The organism is Pontibacter sp. LHS2, assembly GCF_058932845.1.
This window is the reverse complement of the sequence record NZ_JBZYWG010000003.1, coordinates 610401-628191: the sequence shown is the minus strand read 5'-3', so window position 1 is coordinate 628191 and position 17791 is coordinate 610401. Positions and strand designations below refer to the sequence as shown.

Annotated in this window: 15 protein-coding genes and 1 riboswitch; of the genes, 9 read left to right on the top strand and 6 right to left on the bottom strand. The window is 47.7% G+C overall.

The genetic code is table 11. The features are described from left to right. Window positions 1-7: 7 nt before the first annotated feature. The 3 genes from AC5FX6_RS15995 to AC5FX6_RS15985 all read right to left on the bottom strand — a co-directional run bounded on the left by AC5FX6_RS15995 (window position 8) and on the right by AC5FX6_RS15985 (window position 4285). Window positions 8-2083, bottom strand: a complete 2076-nt coding sequence (locus AC5FX6_RS15995; RefSeq protein WP_493597985.1) for a GAF domain-containing SpoIIE family protein phosphatase — start codon at window positions 2081-2083, stop codon at window positions 8-10. 204 nt (window positions 2084-2287) lie between these two features. Further along, window positions 2288-3757, bottom strand: coding sequence for an IMP dehydrogenase (guaB, locus tag AC5FX6_RS15990; RefSeq protein ID WP_493597984.1), 1470 nt, complete (start codon window positions 3755-3757; stop codon window positions 2288-2290). A 207-nt stretch (window positions 3758-3964) separates the two neighbouring features. After that, entirely contained in the window at window positions 3965-4285 is a 321-nt protein-coding gene (locus tag AC5FX6_RS15985) for a rhodanese-like domain-containing protein (RefSeq protein WP_493597983.1), read from the bottom strand. 103 nt (window positions 4286-4388) lie between these two features. On the opposite strand from AC5FX6_RS15985, the gene pnuC reads away from it, so the two are divergent. From pnuC to AC5FX6_RS15960, 5 genes are all read left to right on the top strand, one after another. Further along, on the top strand, window positions 4389-5012 hold the full coding sequence (pnuC, locus tag AC5FX6_RS15980) for a nicotinamide riboside transporter PnuC (RefSeq protein WP_493597982.1): 624 nt from the start codon (window positions 4389-4391) through the stop codon (window positions 5010-5012). A gap of 146 nt (window positions 5013-5158) precedes the next feature. Next, a complete protein-coding gene (locus tag AC5FX6_RS15975) occupies window positions 5159-5335 on the top strand; it encodes a hypothetical protein (protein ID WP_196114218.1) in 177 nt (58 codons plus the stop codon). Between the two features lie 770 nt (window positions 5336-6105). Then, a complete protein-coding gene (locus AC5FX6_RS15970) occupies window positions 6106-8262 on the top strand; it encodes a T9SS type A sorting domain-containing protein (protein WP_493597981.1) in 2157 nt (718 codons plus the stop codon). Between the two features lie 116 nt (window positions 8263-8378). After that, window positions 8379-8891, top strand: coding sequence for an AAA family ATPase (locus AC5FX6_RS15965; RefSeq protein WP_493597980.1), 513 nt, complete (start codon window positions 8379-8381; stop codon window positions 8889-8891). 23 nt (window positions 8892-8914) lie between these two features. Continuing rightward, entirely contained in the window at window positions 8915-9790 is an 876-nt protein-coding gene (locus AC5FX6_RS15960; protein WP_493597979.1) for an aldose 1-epimerase family protein, read from the top strand. A 66-nt stretch (window positions 9791-9856) separates the two neighbouring features. Here the strand turns inward: AC5FX6_RS15960 and AC5FX6_RS15955 are convergent, their stop codons facing one another. Then, complete coding sequence (locus AC5FX6_RS15955; protein WP_007654857.1) at window positions 9857-10105, bottom strand: hypothetical protein; 249 nt, start codon at window positions 10103-10105, stop codon at window positions 9857-9859. A gap of 232 nt (window positions 10106-10337) precedes the next feature. Further along, window positions 10338-10435, top strand: a riboswitch (TPP riboswitch). Window positions 10436-10497: 62 nt separating this feature from the next. On the opposite strand from AC5FX6_RS15955, the gene AC5FX6_RS15950 reads away from it, so the two are divergent. The 3 genes from AC5FX6_RS15950 (at window position 10498) to ruvB (ending at window position 15604) form a co-directional block, all read left to right on the top strand. Beyond that, the gene (locus tag AC5FX6_RS15950) at window positions 10498-12972 is read left to right on the top strand and encodes a TonB-dependent receptor (protein WP_493597978.1); all 2475 of its coding nucleotides are present in this window, start codon (window positions 10498-10500) and stop codon (window positions 12970-12972) included. 188 nt (window positions 12973-13160) lie between these two features. Beyond that, entirely contained in the window at window positions 13161-14339 is a 1179-nt protein-coding gene (locus AC5FX6_RS15945) for an acyl-CoA dehydrogenase family protein (RefSeq protein ID WP_493597977.1), read from the top strand. Between the two features lie 221 nt (window positions 14340-14560). After that, window positions 14561-15604 carry a Holliday junction branch migration DNA helicase RuvB gene (ruvB, locus tag AC5FX6_RS15940; RefSeq protein ID WP_493597976.1) on the top strand — a complete coding sequence of 348 codons (1044 nt, stop codon included), beginning with the start codon at window positions 14561-14563 and terminating at the stop codon, window positions 15602-15604. 68 nt (window positions 15605-15672) lie between these two features. On the opposite strand, the gene AC5FX6_RS15935 is transcribed toward ruvB, so the two are convergent. Beyond that, window positions 15673-16119 (bottom strand): RidA family protein, encoded by a 447-nt coding sequence (locus AC5FX6_RS15935; RefSeq protein WP_493597975.1) that lies wholly within the window; start codon window positions 16117-16119, stop codon window positions 15673-15675. A gap of 314 nt (window positions 16120-16433) precedes the next feature. Here AC5FX6_RS15935 and queG point away from each other — a divergent pair, with 314 nt between their 5' ends. Next, the gene (gene queG / locus AC5FX6_RS15930; RefSeq protein WP_493597974.1) at window positions 16434-17381 is read left to right on the top strand and encodes a tRNA epoxyqueuosine(34) reductase QueG; all 948 of its coding nucleotides are present in this window, start codon (window positions 16434-16436) and stop codon (window positions 17379-17381) included. On the opposite strand, the gene AC5FX6_RS15925 is transcribed toward queG, so the two are convergent. Further along, window positions 17372-17563: a hypothetical protein gene (locus tag AC5FX6_RS15925; protein ID WP_493597973.1), complete on the bottom strand. Its 192-nt coding sequence runs from the start codon at window positions 17561-17563 to the stop codon at window positions 17372-17374. The genes queG and AC5FX6_RS15925 overlap by 10 nt on opposite strands. Window positions 17564-17791: the final 228 nt, after the last annotated feature.

Sequence of the window (17791 nt, the reverse complement as noted above, 5' to 3'; positions counted from 1 at the left end):
CGTATAACTATTCACTAGGTTGAGTCGGCTTAAACTTGATGACAAGCAAGGTCTGGTCATCGTATAGATTTTCTGTTGGACCGGTAAAATCCTCCAGGTCGTTAATAATAGCGCATTTGATATCCTCGGCCTCCAGATGGTAGGTTTGGGTGAGCATGTAGCGCAACCTGTCCTCTCCGTACTCATCGTTGGTGGGGCTGCGGGCCTCCACTATGCCATCCGTGTAAATAACCATCACGTCAGTAGGGTTGTAGTCGTAGTACATCTCCCGCACATGGTTGTTGTAACTCTTATCACGAATGATGCCAAGTCCCAGTCCATCCGTCTGAAAATAGAAGGTATCATCCATCATGGAGTTGTAATACAGGGTATGGCAGTGTCCCGCTCTGGCAAACATAAAGCCCTTCATGCGATAATCAATGATATATAGCGCAGAAGTAATAAAAGAAGTTTTCTCGAGGCAGCGGCTCAGGGCATTATTTGCCTGTTTCATAAATTCGCTCGGGGGCATATCCTGCTGCATCAAGCCATGGAAAATCCCTTTCATCTGCGCCATATGGAAAGCCGCCGAAATACCTTTGCCTGACACGTCGCCTATAATAATGGCAATACGGGACTCGCTCAGCTGGAGGAAATCATAAAAGTCGCCGCCAACTTCTTTGGCAGCCTTGGAGTGCGTCGCTATTTCAAACCAGCTATCGCTCGGAAAGTTTTTAGGTATGAGGCTTTCCTGTACTACCGAAGCAATCTTGAGCTCCTCTTTATATCGTTCGTTTTGCAACGACTCGCTTACAAGGCGCAGGTTCTCGATGGTGAGGATGGTCTGGTTGGTAAAGGTACGCAGTACGTTTACCGTTTCCCTGTCAAAACCCTGCTCAATGTCCTTCAGCAGGTATAGCACCCCAAAGAGGTGCTTCTTGGACTTGATGGGCAGAATAATCAATGACTTCCAGGGCAGCGTGAGGTCCCGGAAGCCGGGGTTACGGTCTAGGTTGTTGTTAATATAGTCAATGTGCTGGATGTTGTAGGCCAGCAACAAGTGGCGTATCCGCTTGATCTGCTCTTCCTCTATGGTGAGCTGATGGCACAGCTCTACTTCATCTCTCTTTTCACCCTTAAATATCTCGAGCCAGGCGGCGCTGGCATCGGCTGCCTTCACGGTGCTTTCGAAAAGCATATCGTATACCTGCTTCTCACTTTGTCCCTGTTGTATGGACTGGCTCAGGCGCTGAAAGTTGAGCAGGTCTTCACTTTTCTGCTCAAACACGCTGGAGGTGGGCAGGCTGAACAGCGCTACCAGAAAAGCAGCCAAGGTATACAGCGCTACAAAGAACATCGTCAACAGCAGGAAACCTACATCAGAGTAGTCGATCACCAGCAGCGGGCTGTCAGCAAAGTCGTAAAAGAAATCAGCAAAAATATAGCAGGCCAGCAGAATGGCTGCCAGCAAAATAAGAGAGCGGCCTTTTTTGTTGAAAGTCAGGTAGGCGACCCACTTCAGGTTGGTGCTCAGAAACAAGGTATAAAGCCCGATAAGCGCCAGCAAAGGCATGAAGATCAGACTGCTGTAATTAAAGTTGAGTAGCGTGAGTAGCAGTGTGGCAAAGAGCAGGATCTCATACCAGTCCCAGGCGATCTGGATGAACTTGTTCTTATGGTAGAGTATCAGCTGGCGCCACACATAAAAGGCCTTCGCCAGAAACAGCACCAGCAAGCCAAAGTTAACCTGGTAGACCATGTGCAGCAGCAGCGGCGACTGTACGTTAGAATAGTTGGTCACCACACGATATACCATATACAGCGCAATGCTGAGGTAGGCGGCTATACCTCCTTTGGCAAATATGTCCCAAAGGTAGCCAATGAAGTCGATCCCTTTTAGATTTTCAGCGCTCATGCGCTGGTAGCCAAAAACGGATACGATGAATACGACAATCAGAAAGTTGTTGACAAAAGGCAAATCCAGTCCATTGGTATCTGCCTGCCGCATGCTCTCTGCCGCCAACAGCACATTGGCCAGCAGGAGTGACCAGCTGACAAGTGCCGAAGTAATAAATAGAGATTTTGCGTTGGTTCTATAAAGCATAAAACGGAAAACCGTGCTTAGATTTATTGGCGACAGAAAATGGCTTGCCCGAGACTTTATCAGTTTGTAAGGTAAGAAAAATTTTTGCTCTTTGGCCAAGTTGTCTGGGTGAGTTTTTTTAAGAACAACTTGCATAACGTAAAAAAGAAGAAGTAGGTTAGCAAAAGGCCAACCTACTTCTTTCAGAGCAGTAATATGAAATTGTTAGCGGCTATAGTTTGGTGCCTCACGCATAATGTGTACATCGTGCGGATGGCTCTCACGCAGGCCAGCCCCTGTTATTTTTACCATCTTGGCTTCCTGTAGGTCAGGTATAGAAGGTGTGCCGCAGTAGCCCATACCTGCGCGGATGCCGCCTACCAACTGATAGATTACTTCCGATACCATGCCTTTGTAAGCCACACGGCCCACTATACCTTCCGGTACTAGTTTCTTGCTATCTTTTTCGTTGCCCTGGAAGTAGCGATCCTTAGAACCTTCTTCCATCGCCTCGATAGAGCCCATGCCACGGTACGTCTTGAACTTGCGGCCCTCATAGATGATCATCTCACCCGGCGCCTCTTCTGTACCAGCCAGCAGGGAACCAATCATGACTGTGCTTGCACCTCCAGCCAAAGCTTTCACCACGTCACCTGAGAACTTGATACCACCATCGGCAATAACAGGTACGCCAGTGCCTTGCAGGCCGCGAGCCGCTTCCATGACAGCCGTTAGCTGCGGTACACCTATACCTGCGATCACGCGAGTGGTGCAGATACTGCCCGGACCTACGCCTACTTTCACAGCATCGGCACCCGCATCAGCCAGGGCTTTAGCGCCATCAGCAGTAGCTACGTTACCAGCTATTACATCTAGTTTAGGGAAGTTTTCTTTGATCTTGCGTACCACATCAAGCACGCCTTTGGAGTGACCGTGAGCAGTGTCCACGCTTATTACGTCTACACCCGCTTCTACCAGTGCCTTAATGCGATCCATCACGTCTGGTGTCACGCCTACAGCGGCACCTACACGCAGACGGCCGAACTCATCTTTGCAGGCGAACGGGCGGTCTTTTTTCTTAAGGATGTCTTTGTAAGTGATCAGACCCACGAGGTTGCCCTCGTCATCCACGACAGGCAATTTCTCAATCTTATACTGCTGCAGGATGTCTTCGGCTTTTGCCAGGTCAGTTCCTTTGGCAGCCGTAATTAGGTTTTCGGTTGTCATCACGGCTCTCACAGCCTGAGTAAGGTCCTTCTCGAAACGCAGGTCGCGGTTGGTCAGGATACCGGTGAGCTTGCCGTGGCCATTGGTGATCGGTATACCGCCAATTTTATTTTCTGACATGATGCGCACCGCATCGCCTAGCGTAGCATCTTCCTCTAGTGTGATCGGGTCGAGGATCATACCGCTTTCAGAACGTTTCACTTTGCGAACCTGCTCAGCCTGCGCCTTGATCGACATGTTCTTATGGATAATGCCGATGCCTCCTTCCTGTGCCATGGCGATCGCGAGTTCAGCCTCGGTTACGGTGTCCATAGCGGCGGAAAGCAGCGGTATGTTGATGCGAATATTGCGTGTAAGCTGTGTGGAAGTGTCAGTGTTGTGGGGGAGCACCTCGGAGTAGGCCGGGAGCAGAAGCACGTCATCGTAGGTGAGTGCTTCGAAAACTATCTTGGATTGATCGGAGATCATGGCAAATAAATTAAGGGTCCTTATTTGCCGCGTAAAATTACATAAATTAATCCGGATAATATAGCAAGGGGAGTGAGAAAATTATTCTGACCTGTTCGCAGGCAGGCTACCAGGAGGTTCTTATGATAAAGGTAGGCTCAGGATTAAAGGATAAGAAATAATGCATGGAGCGAACTTTTACCAAAGACTGGGCAAGGTGCTGTATACCTAGTATGTCCGCATACTTGGGTCGACCTGCGTTGCCCAGGCATGGATGCCGCCTTTGAGGTTAAGGAGGTTGTCATAGCCAAGGCGCTGCATGAGGTAATGAATGGCCTGTGCGCTTCGGAAGCCATGGTGGCAAACCATAACGACAGGGATATCCCGCCGGATACGGTTCACTTGCTTCGGTAATTCGCCCAAAGGTATAAGCTCGCCTCCGAGGTTGCAGATTTCAAACTCCTCTGGTTCACGCACATCTACGATCTGTAGGTCGGCGCTGCGTCCAAGTCTCTCTTTCAGTTCCTGCGCTGTGATCTCATCCATCATAATAGAGCTGCTGTCTGTGCTATACCTTAAGCTTTGGCGTTTTGATTTCGTTTTACAAACTTAGCAACAAATTAGCCTAAAGCATGGGCTTGCACAGGTATAGATGACAGATTTTTACACTAACATAATAGAGGCTTTGCAGGCCATGAGCCTGGTTGAAGTAATAGGCGTGATCACAGGTATAGCCGGGGTATGGCTGGCGGCCCGTCAGCATATCTGGACCTGGCCTATCAGCGTTGTCAGCGTGACGGCTTACGTATTTGTGTTTTACGATGCCCGCCTCTATGCCGATATGGGACTGAACGCCTTTTATATCATCACGAGTTTCTACGGTTGGTATGAATGGCTCTATGGTGGCAAGGGGCATACTGAGCGAAAAGTTACCAACGTAGGGCAGCGGGAATTATGGGTGCTGATTGCGCTGGTGGTGGCCTTTACAGGGGGGCTGGGTTATTTCCTGGACAATTACACTGATGCGGATCTTTCCTATACCGACTCGGCCACCACAGCTGTGAGTTTGATGGCCTACTGGATGATGGCTAAAAAGCGCCTCGAAAACTGGCTGGTATGGCTGGCAGTGGACATAGTGTATGTGGGAGTCTATACCTATAAGGAGCTATACCTGACAGCTTTCCTGTATTTTGTCTTCCTGATTCTGGCCACTATAGGGTATCTGGACTGGAAGCGCGACATGGAAAAGAAGACTATAGCCCATGTTACAAAATGATTATTAGAAATGTCCTGTTTTATGTTTCTATCTTATGCAGTCATGGCATGGTATGTGCCGTACATGAGTGTAACTGAGGCAATCGTTGAATTTTAGTGCGCCAAAGTATGCGAGTACCTATGTTCCACGCTACAATGACACTATGTATGAAGAACCACAAGATTGAATTGCCGGATGAGCTTAAATACGAGAACCGTATGAAGTGGGGGTATGAGTCTCCTGACGAAAGCCCCAAGCGCCTGCTGCTCTGTCAGCATGGTGATAGGCACCCAAAAGAAGTGGAGGTCTATAATTTTTATGATTATAGCTTCACTGAGAATTAGAGAAAATTTTCTTGACAAAAGTATTAAAAAGGGGCTGCATTTTAAATAATGCAGCCCCTTTTGTTGTTTCTTTCAGTCTATTTTAATGATTCATTCATTAAGATTCAGGAACATTCTTAATGCTGATTTTACATACTACCTGTTTCACTTTTCCAAAGTGGGTAGCTGTGGCTGCCCAGAGTTAATGATGACACTTAAATGTGAGTATATATCTCTATAAATTGATAATAACTATATAGTATACACTAAATATTTATATGGCGTATTGTTACGTTTTTTTCTATGCTTTATTACTCACACATCAATTATATCTGTTTACCCATCGCTAAGCTTCTTAAACTTTAAATTAGAAAAATCCATCTATTTTTTTAAGTATTCATAGTATATTAGTTTAAAGTTAAAGTTTATAACGGATATATTCAATGTATGTATATGCTATATAATAGACTGTCTCCCAGCTTCTTTGCTTGTTCGTAAGCCATTGGTGATCGCACCCATCTCACCAAAATCTGATTCCAGAGTTAAGATCATGCGTCATTAAAACTATCCAACTATGCAAAACGCATACTTTCAATTGCCTTGTCTCTCACGGCCTGGCCCTTAGTAATCTATTTATTTTTCTAAGTAGCCACTCTGCTACATAAGCCTCTGCTGTATTCAGAGGCTTTTTCCCGATGAGCGCACAATCACCGGATAGGCACTGCTTTGCCATTTCTTAAGCTTTCAATTACAAGTCAAAATACATTCTAACAACCAAAAATTTTACACTTATGGAAAATTTCAACAATTACACGGGTAGAGCAACGGATGTTCGCTCGAAGAACAAGCTACTAGGGCTATGGCGGTATGTTATGGTGCTCGTTACAATGTTCTTGTCAGTAAGTATTTACTCTTATGCTAATGGAAGTACCGAGCCAGAATGTAAAGCTCCTTGCGAAGGCTTAAGAACCCAAACAATGGGTGGTTGGGGAGCAACTCCAAAGGGAAATAATCCAGCGCAGGATCTTAAAACTTATTTTAGCGAAATAGGCTCTATAGTTGTAGGCTGTGGTAACAAAACAATAACATTAAACTCAGCAGAAGCTGTAAATAGATTTCTTCCTTCAGGCAGCACACCTATAGTATTAGATAAAAGCTATACTAATCCTACCAACGCAAGTGAGAAAAAAAATGGGTGTCTTGTATATGAAAACGTTTTAGCAGGGCAGGCTGTGGCATTAACGATATCTATTGCAATGGAAGATGCAATGTATGAGACAGCTAACCTCGCTAATGCTTATGTTAATGTGAGTTTGTTTGGCGATAACTTGTTAACAGTTGCAGAGGTACTCGCTATAGCAAATGATGTGCTAGGAGGTTGTTCAACAGACTATACACCATCTGAAATTAATGAAGTTCTCTCGCGAATTAATGAAAGCTATGTAGATGGGAATCGTAAAGGTGATATATTGCTGTGTCCATCTGATAATGTACCAATAGTTAGTTTAGATGCAGATCCGGAGTGCGATCAGGACACCAAAATTACTGCTTCAGTGACCGAAGGGGGGAGCGCTCCATTTAGCTATACCTGGTATGATGTTAATGGTAATGTGATAGATGTGCCCACTGACCAAGATTACATCGAAGTATCAGTGGCAGGCACTTATAAAGTGGTTGTGACGGATAAATATGGCTGCAAAGGGGAGAACGAAATTACCGTTGAAGTATGGGAAAACCCTACCGTCAGTTTAGAAGCAGATCCAGAGTGCGATGGCCCTACTACATTAACTGCTACTCCATCAGGCGGTAGTGGAGCGTATAGCTATACCTGGTATGATCCTGCAAACAATGTGATAACCGACGAAAATGATGATCCTTTAAACTCTGACAATATCGAAGTAACGATAGCGGGGACCTATAGAGTGGTGGTAAGGGATGTAAATGGCTGTGAGGGCGAGGAAGAAATTGAGGTTAAAATCTTTGTTAGTCCAGTCCTAGTGGTTGATGATCCTGGAGCTGCTTGTGGTCCTAATGTTTCGATAGATCTTAGAGATGCGATTATCAGTCCAGAAGATCGCACAGGTTTAATTGTTACTTTCTGGGCTTCTGCACCTGGAGTAGGAGATGGAAACGAAGAAGGAGAAGGGATAAATCCTCTCGTTATGATAAGTGGGACATATTGGATTAAAATTTATGATCCTGAAACTAAATGCTATGATGTAGAATCGGTTATGGTTTCAATCGCTCCAACTTGTGGTGTTGCTCAAGGTTGTACCCTTGGCTACTGGAAAAATCATACGGATAGATGGTGTAGTGAATATACTACACAAACTCTATTTAGAGATGTATTTGATGTGCCTGAAGATTCCGAATTGCCTGATAACCTAACTCTGTTACAAGCACTGAATCTTGGAGGTGGAGGAGAGTTTAACCTTGCCCGCCAAGGAGTAGCTGCTCTATTGAATGCATGCAGTTCAGCTGTAAATTACCAAGATGAAAATGATGATGTTTTAACTGATGATGATGTTATTGCACGGGTAAATGCAGCTTTTACCAATGCCACTGAAGGAGAAGAAGCTGATAGGTTAGATGACCTGAACAACGCAGGCTGTCCACTCGGAGGCTCACGGGCGACAAACCTTGAAACAATAACAACCAATACCCTCCAAGGCCTCGATCTTGCAGAGCGTAACCAACTCCGCGCTTACCCAACTCCGTTCTTTGACAAAGCGGTGATCGAGTTCACAGTGGCCCGCGACGAGAACTTCAGCATGCGACTCTATGACATGCGCGGTGCGCTGGTAAGAGAGCTCAAGTCTGGTGAGGCGAAAGCTGGTATGGTGAACACCGTGGTAGTGGATGGTAGCGGACTGCCAGAAGGTCTGTACATCGCCCGTATGGTGAGTGACTCTGGTTCAAAAACGGTTAAACTACTTAAGAAAGAATAACAGTAGGAGGCTGTTAAATAAGGCTGCCGCCGGTGGGATCAATCCTGCTGGCGGCAGTTTTTTTATGGCAGGCCCTGTGATGGCGACTTTCAGCATAATTGCCCTACCTTTGCGGTATGCTGAAAGTCGCCATCACAGGGCCTGAGTCTACGGGTAAATCTACGCTGTCGCAGCAGTTGGCCGCGCATTATAACACCGTGTGGGTGCCAGAGTATGCGCGCACTTACATCGAAGACCTGGACAGACCTTATACCTTGCAAGACCTCGAGGAAATTGCAAAAGGCCAGTTGGCTTTGGAGGCGCAGGTGCAGGCACAAGCCAATTGCATCCTCTTCGCAGATACCGACCTATTGGTGATCAAAATATGGAGCGAGCATGCCTTTGGGCAGTGCCCTAATTGGGTGCTGCAAAAACTAAGGGAGCAGGATTATAACCTTTACCTCCTGATGGGCGTTGATTTGCCGTGGGAGCCTGATCCGCAGCGGGAGCATCCGCACTTGCGCCAATATTTTTATGAGTGGTACAAACGGGAACTGGAAGCGCTGCAGGTACCCTTTCTGGAGATAAGCGGACAGCACGAAGACCGCTTCGAGAAGGCGATCGAGTACATCGATGCCGTGCTCCGGTAACATACCTAAAACAATACCTTGCCATGCTATACTATTTGCAGAATTATAATTTTAAAGTGGGTGTCGAAAGCAAAGGCGCCGAGTTGCAGCATTTCATCAAGTTGGATGAGCAGCTGGAACTTATCTGGCAGGCCGATCCGGCGATCTGGGGCAGTCATGCTCCCAACTTATTCCCAATTGTGGGAGAGCTGCCTGAAGGTACCTATACCTACGAAGACGAGATTTTCGCACTGAAGCGCCATGGTTTTGCACGGCACAAAGAGTTCAAACTGATAGAGCAGGAGGAAGATAAGTTGGTTTTTGAACTTGATGACGACGAAGAGACTTATCAGGTATACCCCTGCAAGTTCAGGCTCCTGATCGCTTATAAGCTAGAGAATAACAAGTTGTCGGTAACCTACCAGGTGCTCAACCGTGACAGCAAAGGCATGTATTTTTCCATTGGCGGTCATCCGGGTTTCAATGTGCCGCTTTATGGTGGAGAACGCTACGAAGACTACTTTATAGAATTTGAGAAAGAGGAAACGTTGCATCGTTACCTGCTGACAGATGATGGCCTGCAGAGTGGCGACACAGAAAAAGTACTGGAGCATGATCGGGTACTGCCTCTGAAGCACAGCTATTTTGACAAAGATGCCCTGGTGTTCAAGAACCTGAATTCTGATAAGCTTTCATTGGGAAGCCGCACCAACCAGCGGCGTATCGAGATGACGTTCGAAGGTTTTCCATACCTGGGCATTTGGGCAAAGCCAGGGCCATCGCCGTATGTGTGCATCGAGCCCTGGTGCGGTATAGCGGGACGAGATGGGGAATCTGGTGAAATCGAAAAAAAGGAGGGCATCAATCTGCTTAGTCCCAAGCATGTGTTTGAGCGCACCTTTACTCTGGAAGTCTTATAATCAAATTGAAAGAGCTTCAATCAAAAAGTCCCTTGCCAAATTAGTTGAGCAGGGGACTTTTTGTTTTCATTGCAGGGAAGGTTCCGGAAACTTGGGAACCTTGATGCGTCTCAGGTCATATTGCGGTTCATAATCATTGATGGGCAATGATATGCCGGGTGGCAGGTCCAGATCTGGCAGATCGTCGCCTAGTGGCTCGCCTCCATCGTCATCATTATCAGTAGAGGAAGACCCTCTGAATTTTTTGCGTGGAGCGAAAGCGTAATATGCCAGTATCGTTAGCAGTGCTAAAGTATACAGTAAGCTGATCATCATCACATTTCTTCTTAAACTCTAAAATTGGTTCAGCCGGCCTATTTTCCTGGCAATTCCTACTTGGTATGAGCGGGTGCTTGAAAATGTGCCTTGTATTGTTTTCAACGTAGTTTACCCGCATGTGGTTATCGGCTTTTGTTAAAATAAAATTGTACTTAACTACTTGATACAGTGGGTTAGCCATAAATTGCCCTGGTCCGTTTTGTTTTCACAGAAAATCAGCCATACCTTTACAGCAGTTTAGGGGTGCCTTATAACAACGGGCTGAGATCATACCCATTGAACCTGATCCGGGTAATGCCGGCGAAGGGAAAAACGCGGGGAAACAATGTAGCAGGCTGCCGGCCCCAGGCAGGTCTGTATGTTTCAACTTATTCTTTTTTTACACACTAATGAAAAAATTACTGATTGTGATGGCAGTTGTACTGTTGCCATTGCAGCTGCTTGCTCAGTTCCAACTGAGTGGCTACGTAACTGATGCTGCCAAAAACGAGGCGCTGGCGGGAGCCACCGTCGTACTGGCTGGCAGCAACCAAGTCACCGTATCTGGCCAGGATGGCCGTTTCCAATTCCAAAATCTGCCGGAAGGCGAGTATACCCTGCAGGTTTCTTATCTGGGCTACAACAAAGCCAGCAGACAAATCAGGCTGATTGTTGACACAAGCGTGAACATGGCGCTACAACCAGCCAGTGTGAGCACAGGCGAGGTGCTTGTGTCGTCCACCCGGGCCAATGAGCGTACCGGCACCACTTTTACCAACGTGACGCGCGAAGAGATAGCCGAGCGCAACTTCGGGCAGGACCTCCCATACCTGCTGGAGCAAACGCCCTCTGTGGTCGTGAACTCTGATGCAGGCGCAGGTGTAGGCTATACCGGCATCCGCATCCGTGGCTCCGATATCACGCGCATCAACGTGACTGTGAACGGTATACCTATCAACGACTCTGAAAGCCACGGTACCTTCTTTGTGAACATGCCCGATTTTGCCTCCTCAGTGGAAGACATGCAGGTGCAGCGCGGTGTGGGCACGTCCACTAACGGCGCGGGCGCCTTTGGAGCGAGCATCAACATCCAGACCCAGAAAGTGCGTCGCGAGGCCTACGCCGAAACTGACAACAGCTACGGCTCCTTTAATACCTGGAAGAACAATGTGCGCTTCGGAACAGGCCTGATCAACGGTAAATTCGCCTTCGACGGTCGACTTTCGCGCATCAAGTCGGACGGCTACATCGACCGTGCCTTTTCTGATCTGAAATCCATGTACTTCTCAGGTGGCTACTATGGCGATAAGACGACAGTGAAGTTTGTGACCTTCTCGGGTCAGGAGCAGACCTACCAGGCCTGGTATGGCACACCAGAGGCGCTGGTGTATGGCAATGCAGCCGACCTGCAGGCCTATATCGACCGCAATGGCATCACGGGCAGCGATCTGGAAAACCTGCGCACTGCTGGCCGCCGGTATAACTACTATACCTACGACAACGAAACCGACAACTACCAGCAGGACCACTACCAACTGCACCTGTCGCATGACTTCTCGCCGGAGTTGACTTTTTCCGGAGCCCTGCACTATACCTATGGACGTGGCTATTACGAGCAATTCCGAAACAACGACCGACTTTCCAATTATGGCTTGCCCAATGTACAGATCGGTGATCAGACCATTAGCCGTACTGACCTGATTCGCCGTCGCTGGCTCGACAACCACTTCTTTGGTGCCACTTATGCGTTCCAGTATGATCCGTCCTCCAGGTTGAGCGCTACACTAGGCGGTGCCATCAACAGATACGATGGCGACCACTTTGGGGAAGTGATCTGGGCTCGTTTTGCCTCGACATCCAACATCCGTGACCGCTACTACGACAACAATGCCGTTAAGGATGATTTCAACATCTTCGGAAAACTCACTTATAGCCTAACGGATCAGCTGAGTCTGTTTGGTGACATGCAGGTGCGCACCATCCGATATACCTTCGAGGGCATCGATAATAATTTTGAGAACCTTGAGCAGGAGGTGGATTATACCTTTTACAACCCGAAAGCAGGTATAAGCTATGAACTAAAGCCCGGACATCAGCTGTATGCTTCTTATGCCATCGGCAACCGGGAGCCGGTTCGCAAAGACTTCACGGAGTCTACCGCCGACAGCCGTCCGAAGCACGAGACATTGCGCAACCTGGAAGCAGGCTACCGTGGTCAGCTTGGCTTGGGCGAACTGGCAGGGCGTACACTCAGCGCCAATGTGGAGGCAAACTACTTCTTGATGGATTATAAAAACCAGCTGGTGCTTACCGGTGAGATCAACGATGTGGGAGCCTATACCCGTACGAACATTGACCGCAGCTACCGCCAAGGTATAGAGTTGGCCGGAGCATTACGTTTGAGTGGTTTTGCAAGCCTGAGCAGCAACCTGAGCTACAGCCAGAACAAGCTGCGCGACTTTGAAGAGTATATTGATGATTATGATGATGGTGGCCAGGTGATGAACACTTATCGTGATGCCACTATTGCCTTCTCTCCGGATTTTGTATCGGCTACGCAGCTGGAAGTGGAAGTGCTAAAAGGATTGAAAACTGCCTTCATCTACAAAACAGTAAGCAAGCAGTATCTGGACAACACCCAGAATGAAGATCGTATTATACCTGCCTACCAGGTAGGTGACCTGCGCCTGCGTTACACGACTGGTTTTACAGGTGTGCTGAAAGGCCTGGAGCTTGGTCTGCTGGTGAACAACATCTTCAACGAACGCTATGCCGCCAATGGCTATACCTACAGCTACAAAGCAGGAGGGGAGCTGACAACCGAGAACTTCTACTACCCGCAGGCCACTCGAAACTTCCTGGCTTCTGTTGGCTTAAGATTTTAACATAGATTGAGATTTTTTTGGAAAGGCCCCGCCAATTGGTGGGGCTTTTTTTATGATGAGGGCATGCATCAACCCATTTAACCATCTAACTATTCAGCCAGTTAGCAATTTAACCATTCAGCAAACCCTGATTCAGAAAACTTGTTATATTTGCGTATTACCCTTTCCTTAAAACAACGAAATAAGCTATGGCCTACGAATCATCAGGAGCCCCTGACTACTATAACATTGACGATTTACTGACCGAGGAGCATCTCCTCATCCGCCAAACCCTGCGCGACTTTGTGAAGAAAGAAATTTCTCCGAACATCGAACAGTGGGCGCAGGACGCGCACTTCCCATCTAAGATCGTGAAGAAGTTTGGTGACGTGGGTGCTTTTGGCCCGACTATACCTACGGAGTACGGCGGCGGTGGACTGGATTACATCAGCTACGGTATCATCATGCAGGAGATCGAGCGTGGCGACTCCGGTATGCGCTCTACCGCTTCGGTGCAGGGTTCGCTGGTAATGTACCCGATCTATGCCTATGGCTCGGAAGAGCAGCGCAAAAAGTACCTGCCTAAACTGGCAAGTGGCGAATGGCTGGGCTGCTTCGGCCTGACCGAGCCTGACCACGGTTCCAACCCAGGCGGTATGACCACCAACATCAAAGACATGGGCGACCATTACCTGCTGAACGGTGCCAAGATGTGGATATCCAACTCACCGGAGAGCCAGGTAGCAGTGGTTTGGGCAAAAAACGAAGAAGGCCGCATTAAGGGCCTGATCGTGGAGCGCGGTATGGAAGGCTTCTCTACACCAGAGATTCACAACAAGTGGAGCCTGCGTGCCAGCTGCACCGGCGAACTGGTGTTTGACAACGTGAAAGTGCCGAAAGAGAACCTCTTGCCAAATGTGGAAGGCCTGCGTGGTCCGTTGGGCTGCCTGGATTCTGCCCGTTACGGCATCGCTTGGGGTGCGATTGGTGTGGCGATCGACTGTTATGAGTCAGCCCGCAAGTATGCCATGGAGCGTATCCAGTTCGACAAACCAATCGGTGCTTTCCAGCTTATACAGAAGAAACTAGCCGAGATGCTGACGGAAATCACGAAGGCGCAGCTACTGGCCTGGAGACTCGGTACTTTGAAGAACGAAGGAAAAGCGACCACACAGCAGATATCTATGGCGAAGCGCAACAACGTGGACATGGCCTTGCACATCGCCCGCGAGGCGCGCCAGATCCACGGTGGTATGGGCATTACGGGCGAGTACCCGATCATGCGCCACATGATGAACCTGGAGTCGGTAATCACTTATGAAGGTACGCATGACATTCACTTGCTTATCACTGGGGCCGATATTACGGGTATACCGGCATTTAAGTAAGCCTGTTCTTCGTCTTCAAAACGAAGAAGATTACTAGCAAAAGTAAAGGCAGCTGCGAAAGTGGCTGCCTTTACTTTTGCTAATATGGTTAGATATTTGATGATATACTATAAAATAATTAGCAAAAATCATTAAATTCGTAGGCAGAAATGGAGCGAAAGCACTGCTTAAACTGTTACCTTTAGGTATAGCAAAAAGCGCTAAATTAGATAGCATTTTTTATGAGAGAAGATTACCTGACCGGGGAAAGCGACTACATGTCACCGGTTGAAAAAGACATAGACAAGGCACTTCGTCCGCTGAGCTTTGCTGACTTTACAGGGCAGGCCAAGGTGGTGGAGAACCTCAAAATATTTGTGCTGGCGGCCAAGCGCCGTGGCGAGGCTTTGGACCATGTACTTTTGCACGGACCTCCCGGCCTGGGTAAAACTACCCTTTCGCACATCATCGCCTCTGAACTGGATGCAGGTATAAAAATGACCTCCGGCCCGGTACTGGATAAGCCGAGCGATCTGGCTGGTTTGCTGACCAACCTCGATGCCAACGATGTATTGTTTATCGACGAGATACACCGCCTTAACCCGATTGTGGAGGAGTATCTGTACTCAGCGATGGAGGACTACAAGATCGACATCATGCTCGACTCTGGTCCGAACGCCCGCTCTGTACAAATCAGTCTGAACCCTTTTACGCTGATAGGCGCCACGACCCGTTCCGGTTTGCTTACTTCACCGCTACGAGCACGTTTTAGTATCAACTCCCGCCTGGAGTATTATGATGCGGAACTGCTGACCTCCATTGTGAAGCGTTCTTCAGCACTGCTTGGAGCGCCTATTCATGAAGATGCGGCTTTTGAAATTGCTCGTCGTAGCCGTGGTACACCACGTATCGCCAACAACCTGTTGCGCCGTACCCGCGACTTCGCCCAGGTGAAAGGCGATGGTACGATCACGGTAGAGATAGCGAAGTTTGCCTTGAATGCCCTCGACGTGGACCACAACGGTCTGGATGATATGGACAAACGTATTTTAACGACCATCATCGAGAAGTTCAAAGGAGGTCCGGTAGGACTGTCGACCATCGCGACGGCTTGCGGCGAGGAGTCCGAAACGATTGAAGAGGTTTACGAGCCGTTCCTGATCCAGGAGGGCTACATCAAGCGTACTTCACGTGGTCGCGAGGCTACAGAAGCCGCATACCGCCACTTAGGCAAAGTACCGCCAACTCAGGTAGTAGCTGGTGGCCTGTTTGATCAATCTGAATAAAAACTGTTTGTGATATATGGAAAAGAGCAGGCCTTAGGCCTGCTCTTTTGTTTTCACTACACCTTGCCTTATTCAGTTTTCTTGATTTCTGCTATCAATGCTACCTCCAGCACAGACTCTGGGTCAAAAAGCCTGGTAATCTCTACCATAGTAGAAGCAGGGGTATGGGTACCGTAAAATTTCTTTCGAATGTCTCGATTCTTGATAACGGCATCAATGTCTTTCGTGTAAACGTTCTCTTTCACTACATGTGTGAAGTCTAAATCGTACTTCTTCAGTGTAAGCTGTAGTACTTTATACACATGTTCCATTGCTTTGTCCATGTTGCCGTTGCCTACCGTGCCAGAGATAAAGAGGAGGTTTCCGCTCCGGTATGCTTGGGCGTAGTTCCATGCCTGCTCACCCTCTGGGTTCATGTGCAGGATTTTCCCGTTTTCCCGAAACTGCCCCTGCGTTTGCGCATGACAAATAGCGCCGAAGCACAATGCTAAGATTAGTAGATTAAGCTTTTTCATAATTTTATGATAGTGGGTTAATTGATGATTAGGTGTCCAAGCCTTTAAAGTTGCAGGTACACGTTCATCTGTATGTCCAACGGCATGCCAGGTTTAATAAAAGGCCTATGGAAGGATTTGGAAGGTTTTTATAAGAGGGGTAGGTGTAAAACCGTATGAAAATGGACAGTGGGATGTCCAGGAGTGCACAGCAGGAGAGGGTCTGGGGAACGATTTATAGTAATGTCACAGGCATTCTTCGCTATCAATCGGATTTATTTCTCCTTAAATTTGTTCTCCTCCAGGTATAGCTATACCTGAGCGACAAGCATATTTTGAATAAAGCACAATACACATACCTTATCAAGCAAAAAGCGCAGGAACTGGGCTTCATGTACTGCGGTGTTTCCAAAGCCGATTTTCTGGAAGAGGAGGCCCCTCGGCTAGAGAACTGGCTGAAACGGAACATGCACGGGCAGATGCACTACATGGAGAACCACTTCGATAAGCGACTGGACCCGCGCTTGTTGGTAGAGGGAGCCAAATCAGTGGTGTCGCTGCTGCTCAACTACTATCCCGAGCAAGAGAACCAGCAATCAGGGGAGGACACCTATAAGGTGTCGAAGTATGCTTATGGCACGGATTACCACTTTGTGATCAAAGACAAGCTGAAGACGCTGCTTAATTACATTAACGAGGAAGTAGGAGAGGTAGGCGGTCGCTGCTTCGTGGACTCGGCTCCGGTGCTCGACAAGGCCTGGGCAAAGAAAAGCGGACTGGGTTGGGTAGGCAAAAACTCAAACCTGATCACACCGCAGGTGGGTAGTTTCTATTTCATTGCCGAGCTGATCATCGATCTGGAGCTTGAATATGACGGGCCCATCAAAGACTACTGCGGCTCTTGCACCCGCTGTTTGGACGCCTGTCCGACCGATGCGATCGTAGCGCCTTATGTGGTAGACGGCAGCAAATGCATCTCTTACTTTACCATTGAGCTGAAAGACCAGTTGCCGCAGGAGATGAACGGAAAGTTTGGAAACTGGATATTCGGATGCGACATCTGCCAGGATGTGTGTCCCTGGAACCGGTTTAGCAAGCCGCACAAAGAGCCTGCCTTTGAGCCGCACCCGCAGCTCAAGGAGATGAAAAAGCCGGACTGGGAGGAAATTACGCAGGAGGTCTTTGCGCAGCTGTTCAAGAAATCAGCTGTGAAACGAACAGGTTACAATGGCCTATTGCGCAACATCCGCTTCGCTGAGCAAAGCCCCGATTCTCAAACCTGAGCTCTGGAGAATACCTTATTCAAAACAAAAAGGTATATCTCTGAGAATTTTTCATAGCACCATTGTTTCAGCTGCTTAAGTTCTTCGGGAATCAGCACTTTAAATGCTTTTCTCAATTCTTTCTCAAACAGCTTTCTGTCAAAGCTTACCTTCAACAAGATCGTTTTAACGTACTCCAGCATTTTTGTTTATGGTATTTCGGTATTCTAATCTGATATACGAAACTAGTCTAAAAAGTTGATTCAGTTTTGATTAATTTGTAGAATTTTTAGTTAATTGACTGAAACTGAATGATAATGCAAAGTCTGTTTCTATTGCTTTGCTAGTAGTAGAACGCTCGCAAAGGGCTCGTATTTCACAGAAATGGGGAATCAGGGAAAGGTGCAAAATTTAGAGGGCTACTAAGAATT

Bases quoted from the DNA above. Each gene is read 5' to 3' on its own strand.
- AC5FX6_RS15995 (WP_493597985.1), bottom strand. From the start codon at position 2,083: ATGCTTTATAGAACCAACGCAAAATCTCTATTTATTACTTCGGCACTT.
- guaB (WP_493597984.1), bottom strand. From the start codon at position 3,757: ATGATCTCCGATCAATCCAAGATAGTTTTCGAAGCACTCACCTACGAT.
- AC5FX6_RS15985 (WP_493597983.1), bottom strand. From the start codon at position 4,285: ATGATGGATGAGATCACAGCGCAGGAACTGAAAGAGAGACTTGGACGC.
- pnuC (WP_493597982.1), top strand. From the start codon at position 4,389: ATGACAGATTTTTACACTAACATAATAGAGGCTTTGCAGGCCATGAGC.
- AC5FX6_RS15975 (WP_196114218.1), top strand. From the start codon at position 5,159: ATGAAGAACCACAAGATTGAATTGCCGGATGAGCTTAAATACGAGAAC.
- AC5FX6_RS15970 (WP_493597981.1), top strand. From the start codon at position 6,106: ATGGAAAATTTCAACAATTACACGGGTAGAGCAACGGATGTTCGCTCG.
- AC5FX6_RS15965 (WP_493597980.1), top strand. From the start codon at position 8,379: ATGCTGAAAGTCGCCATCACAGGGCCTGAGTCTACGGGTAAATCTACG.
- AC5FX6_RS15960 (WP_493597979.1), top strand. From the start codon at position 8,915: ATGCTATACTATTTGCAGAATTATAATTTTAAAGTGGGTGTCGAAAGC.
- AC5FX6_RS15955 (WP_007654857.1), bottom strand. From the start codon at position 10,105: ATGATGATCAGCTTACTGTATACTTTAGCACTGCTAACGATACTGGCA.
- AC5FX6_RS15950 (WP_493597978.1), top strand. From the start codon at position 10,498: ATGAAAAAATTACTGATTGTGATGGCAGTTGTACTGTTGCCATTGCAG.
- AC5FX6_RS15945 (WP_493597977.1), top strand. From the start codon at position 13,161: ATGGCCTACGAATCATCAGGAGCCCCTGACTACTATAACATTGACGAT.
- ruvB (WP_493597976.1), top strand. From the start codon at position 14,561: ATGAGAGAAGATTACCTGACCGGGGAAAGCGACTACATGTCACCGGTT.
- AC5FX6_RS15935 (WP_493597975.1), bottom strand. From the start codon at position 16,119: ATGAAAAAGCTTAATCTACTAATCTTAGCATTGTGCTTCGGCGCTATT.
- AC5FX6_RS15925 (WP_493597973.1), bottom strand. From the start codon at position 17,563: ATGCTGGAGTACGTTAAAACGATCTTGTTGAAGGTAAGCTTTGACAGA.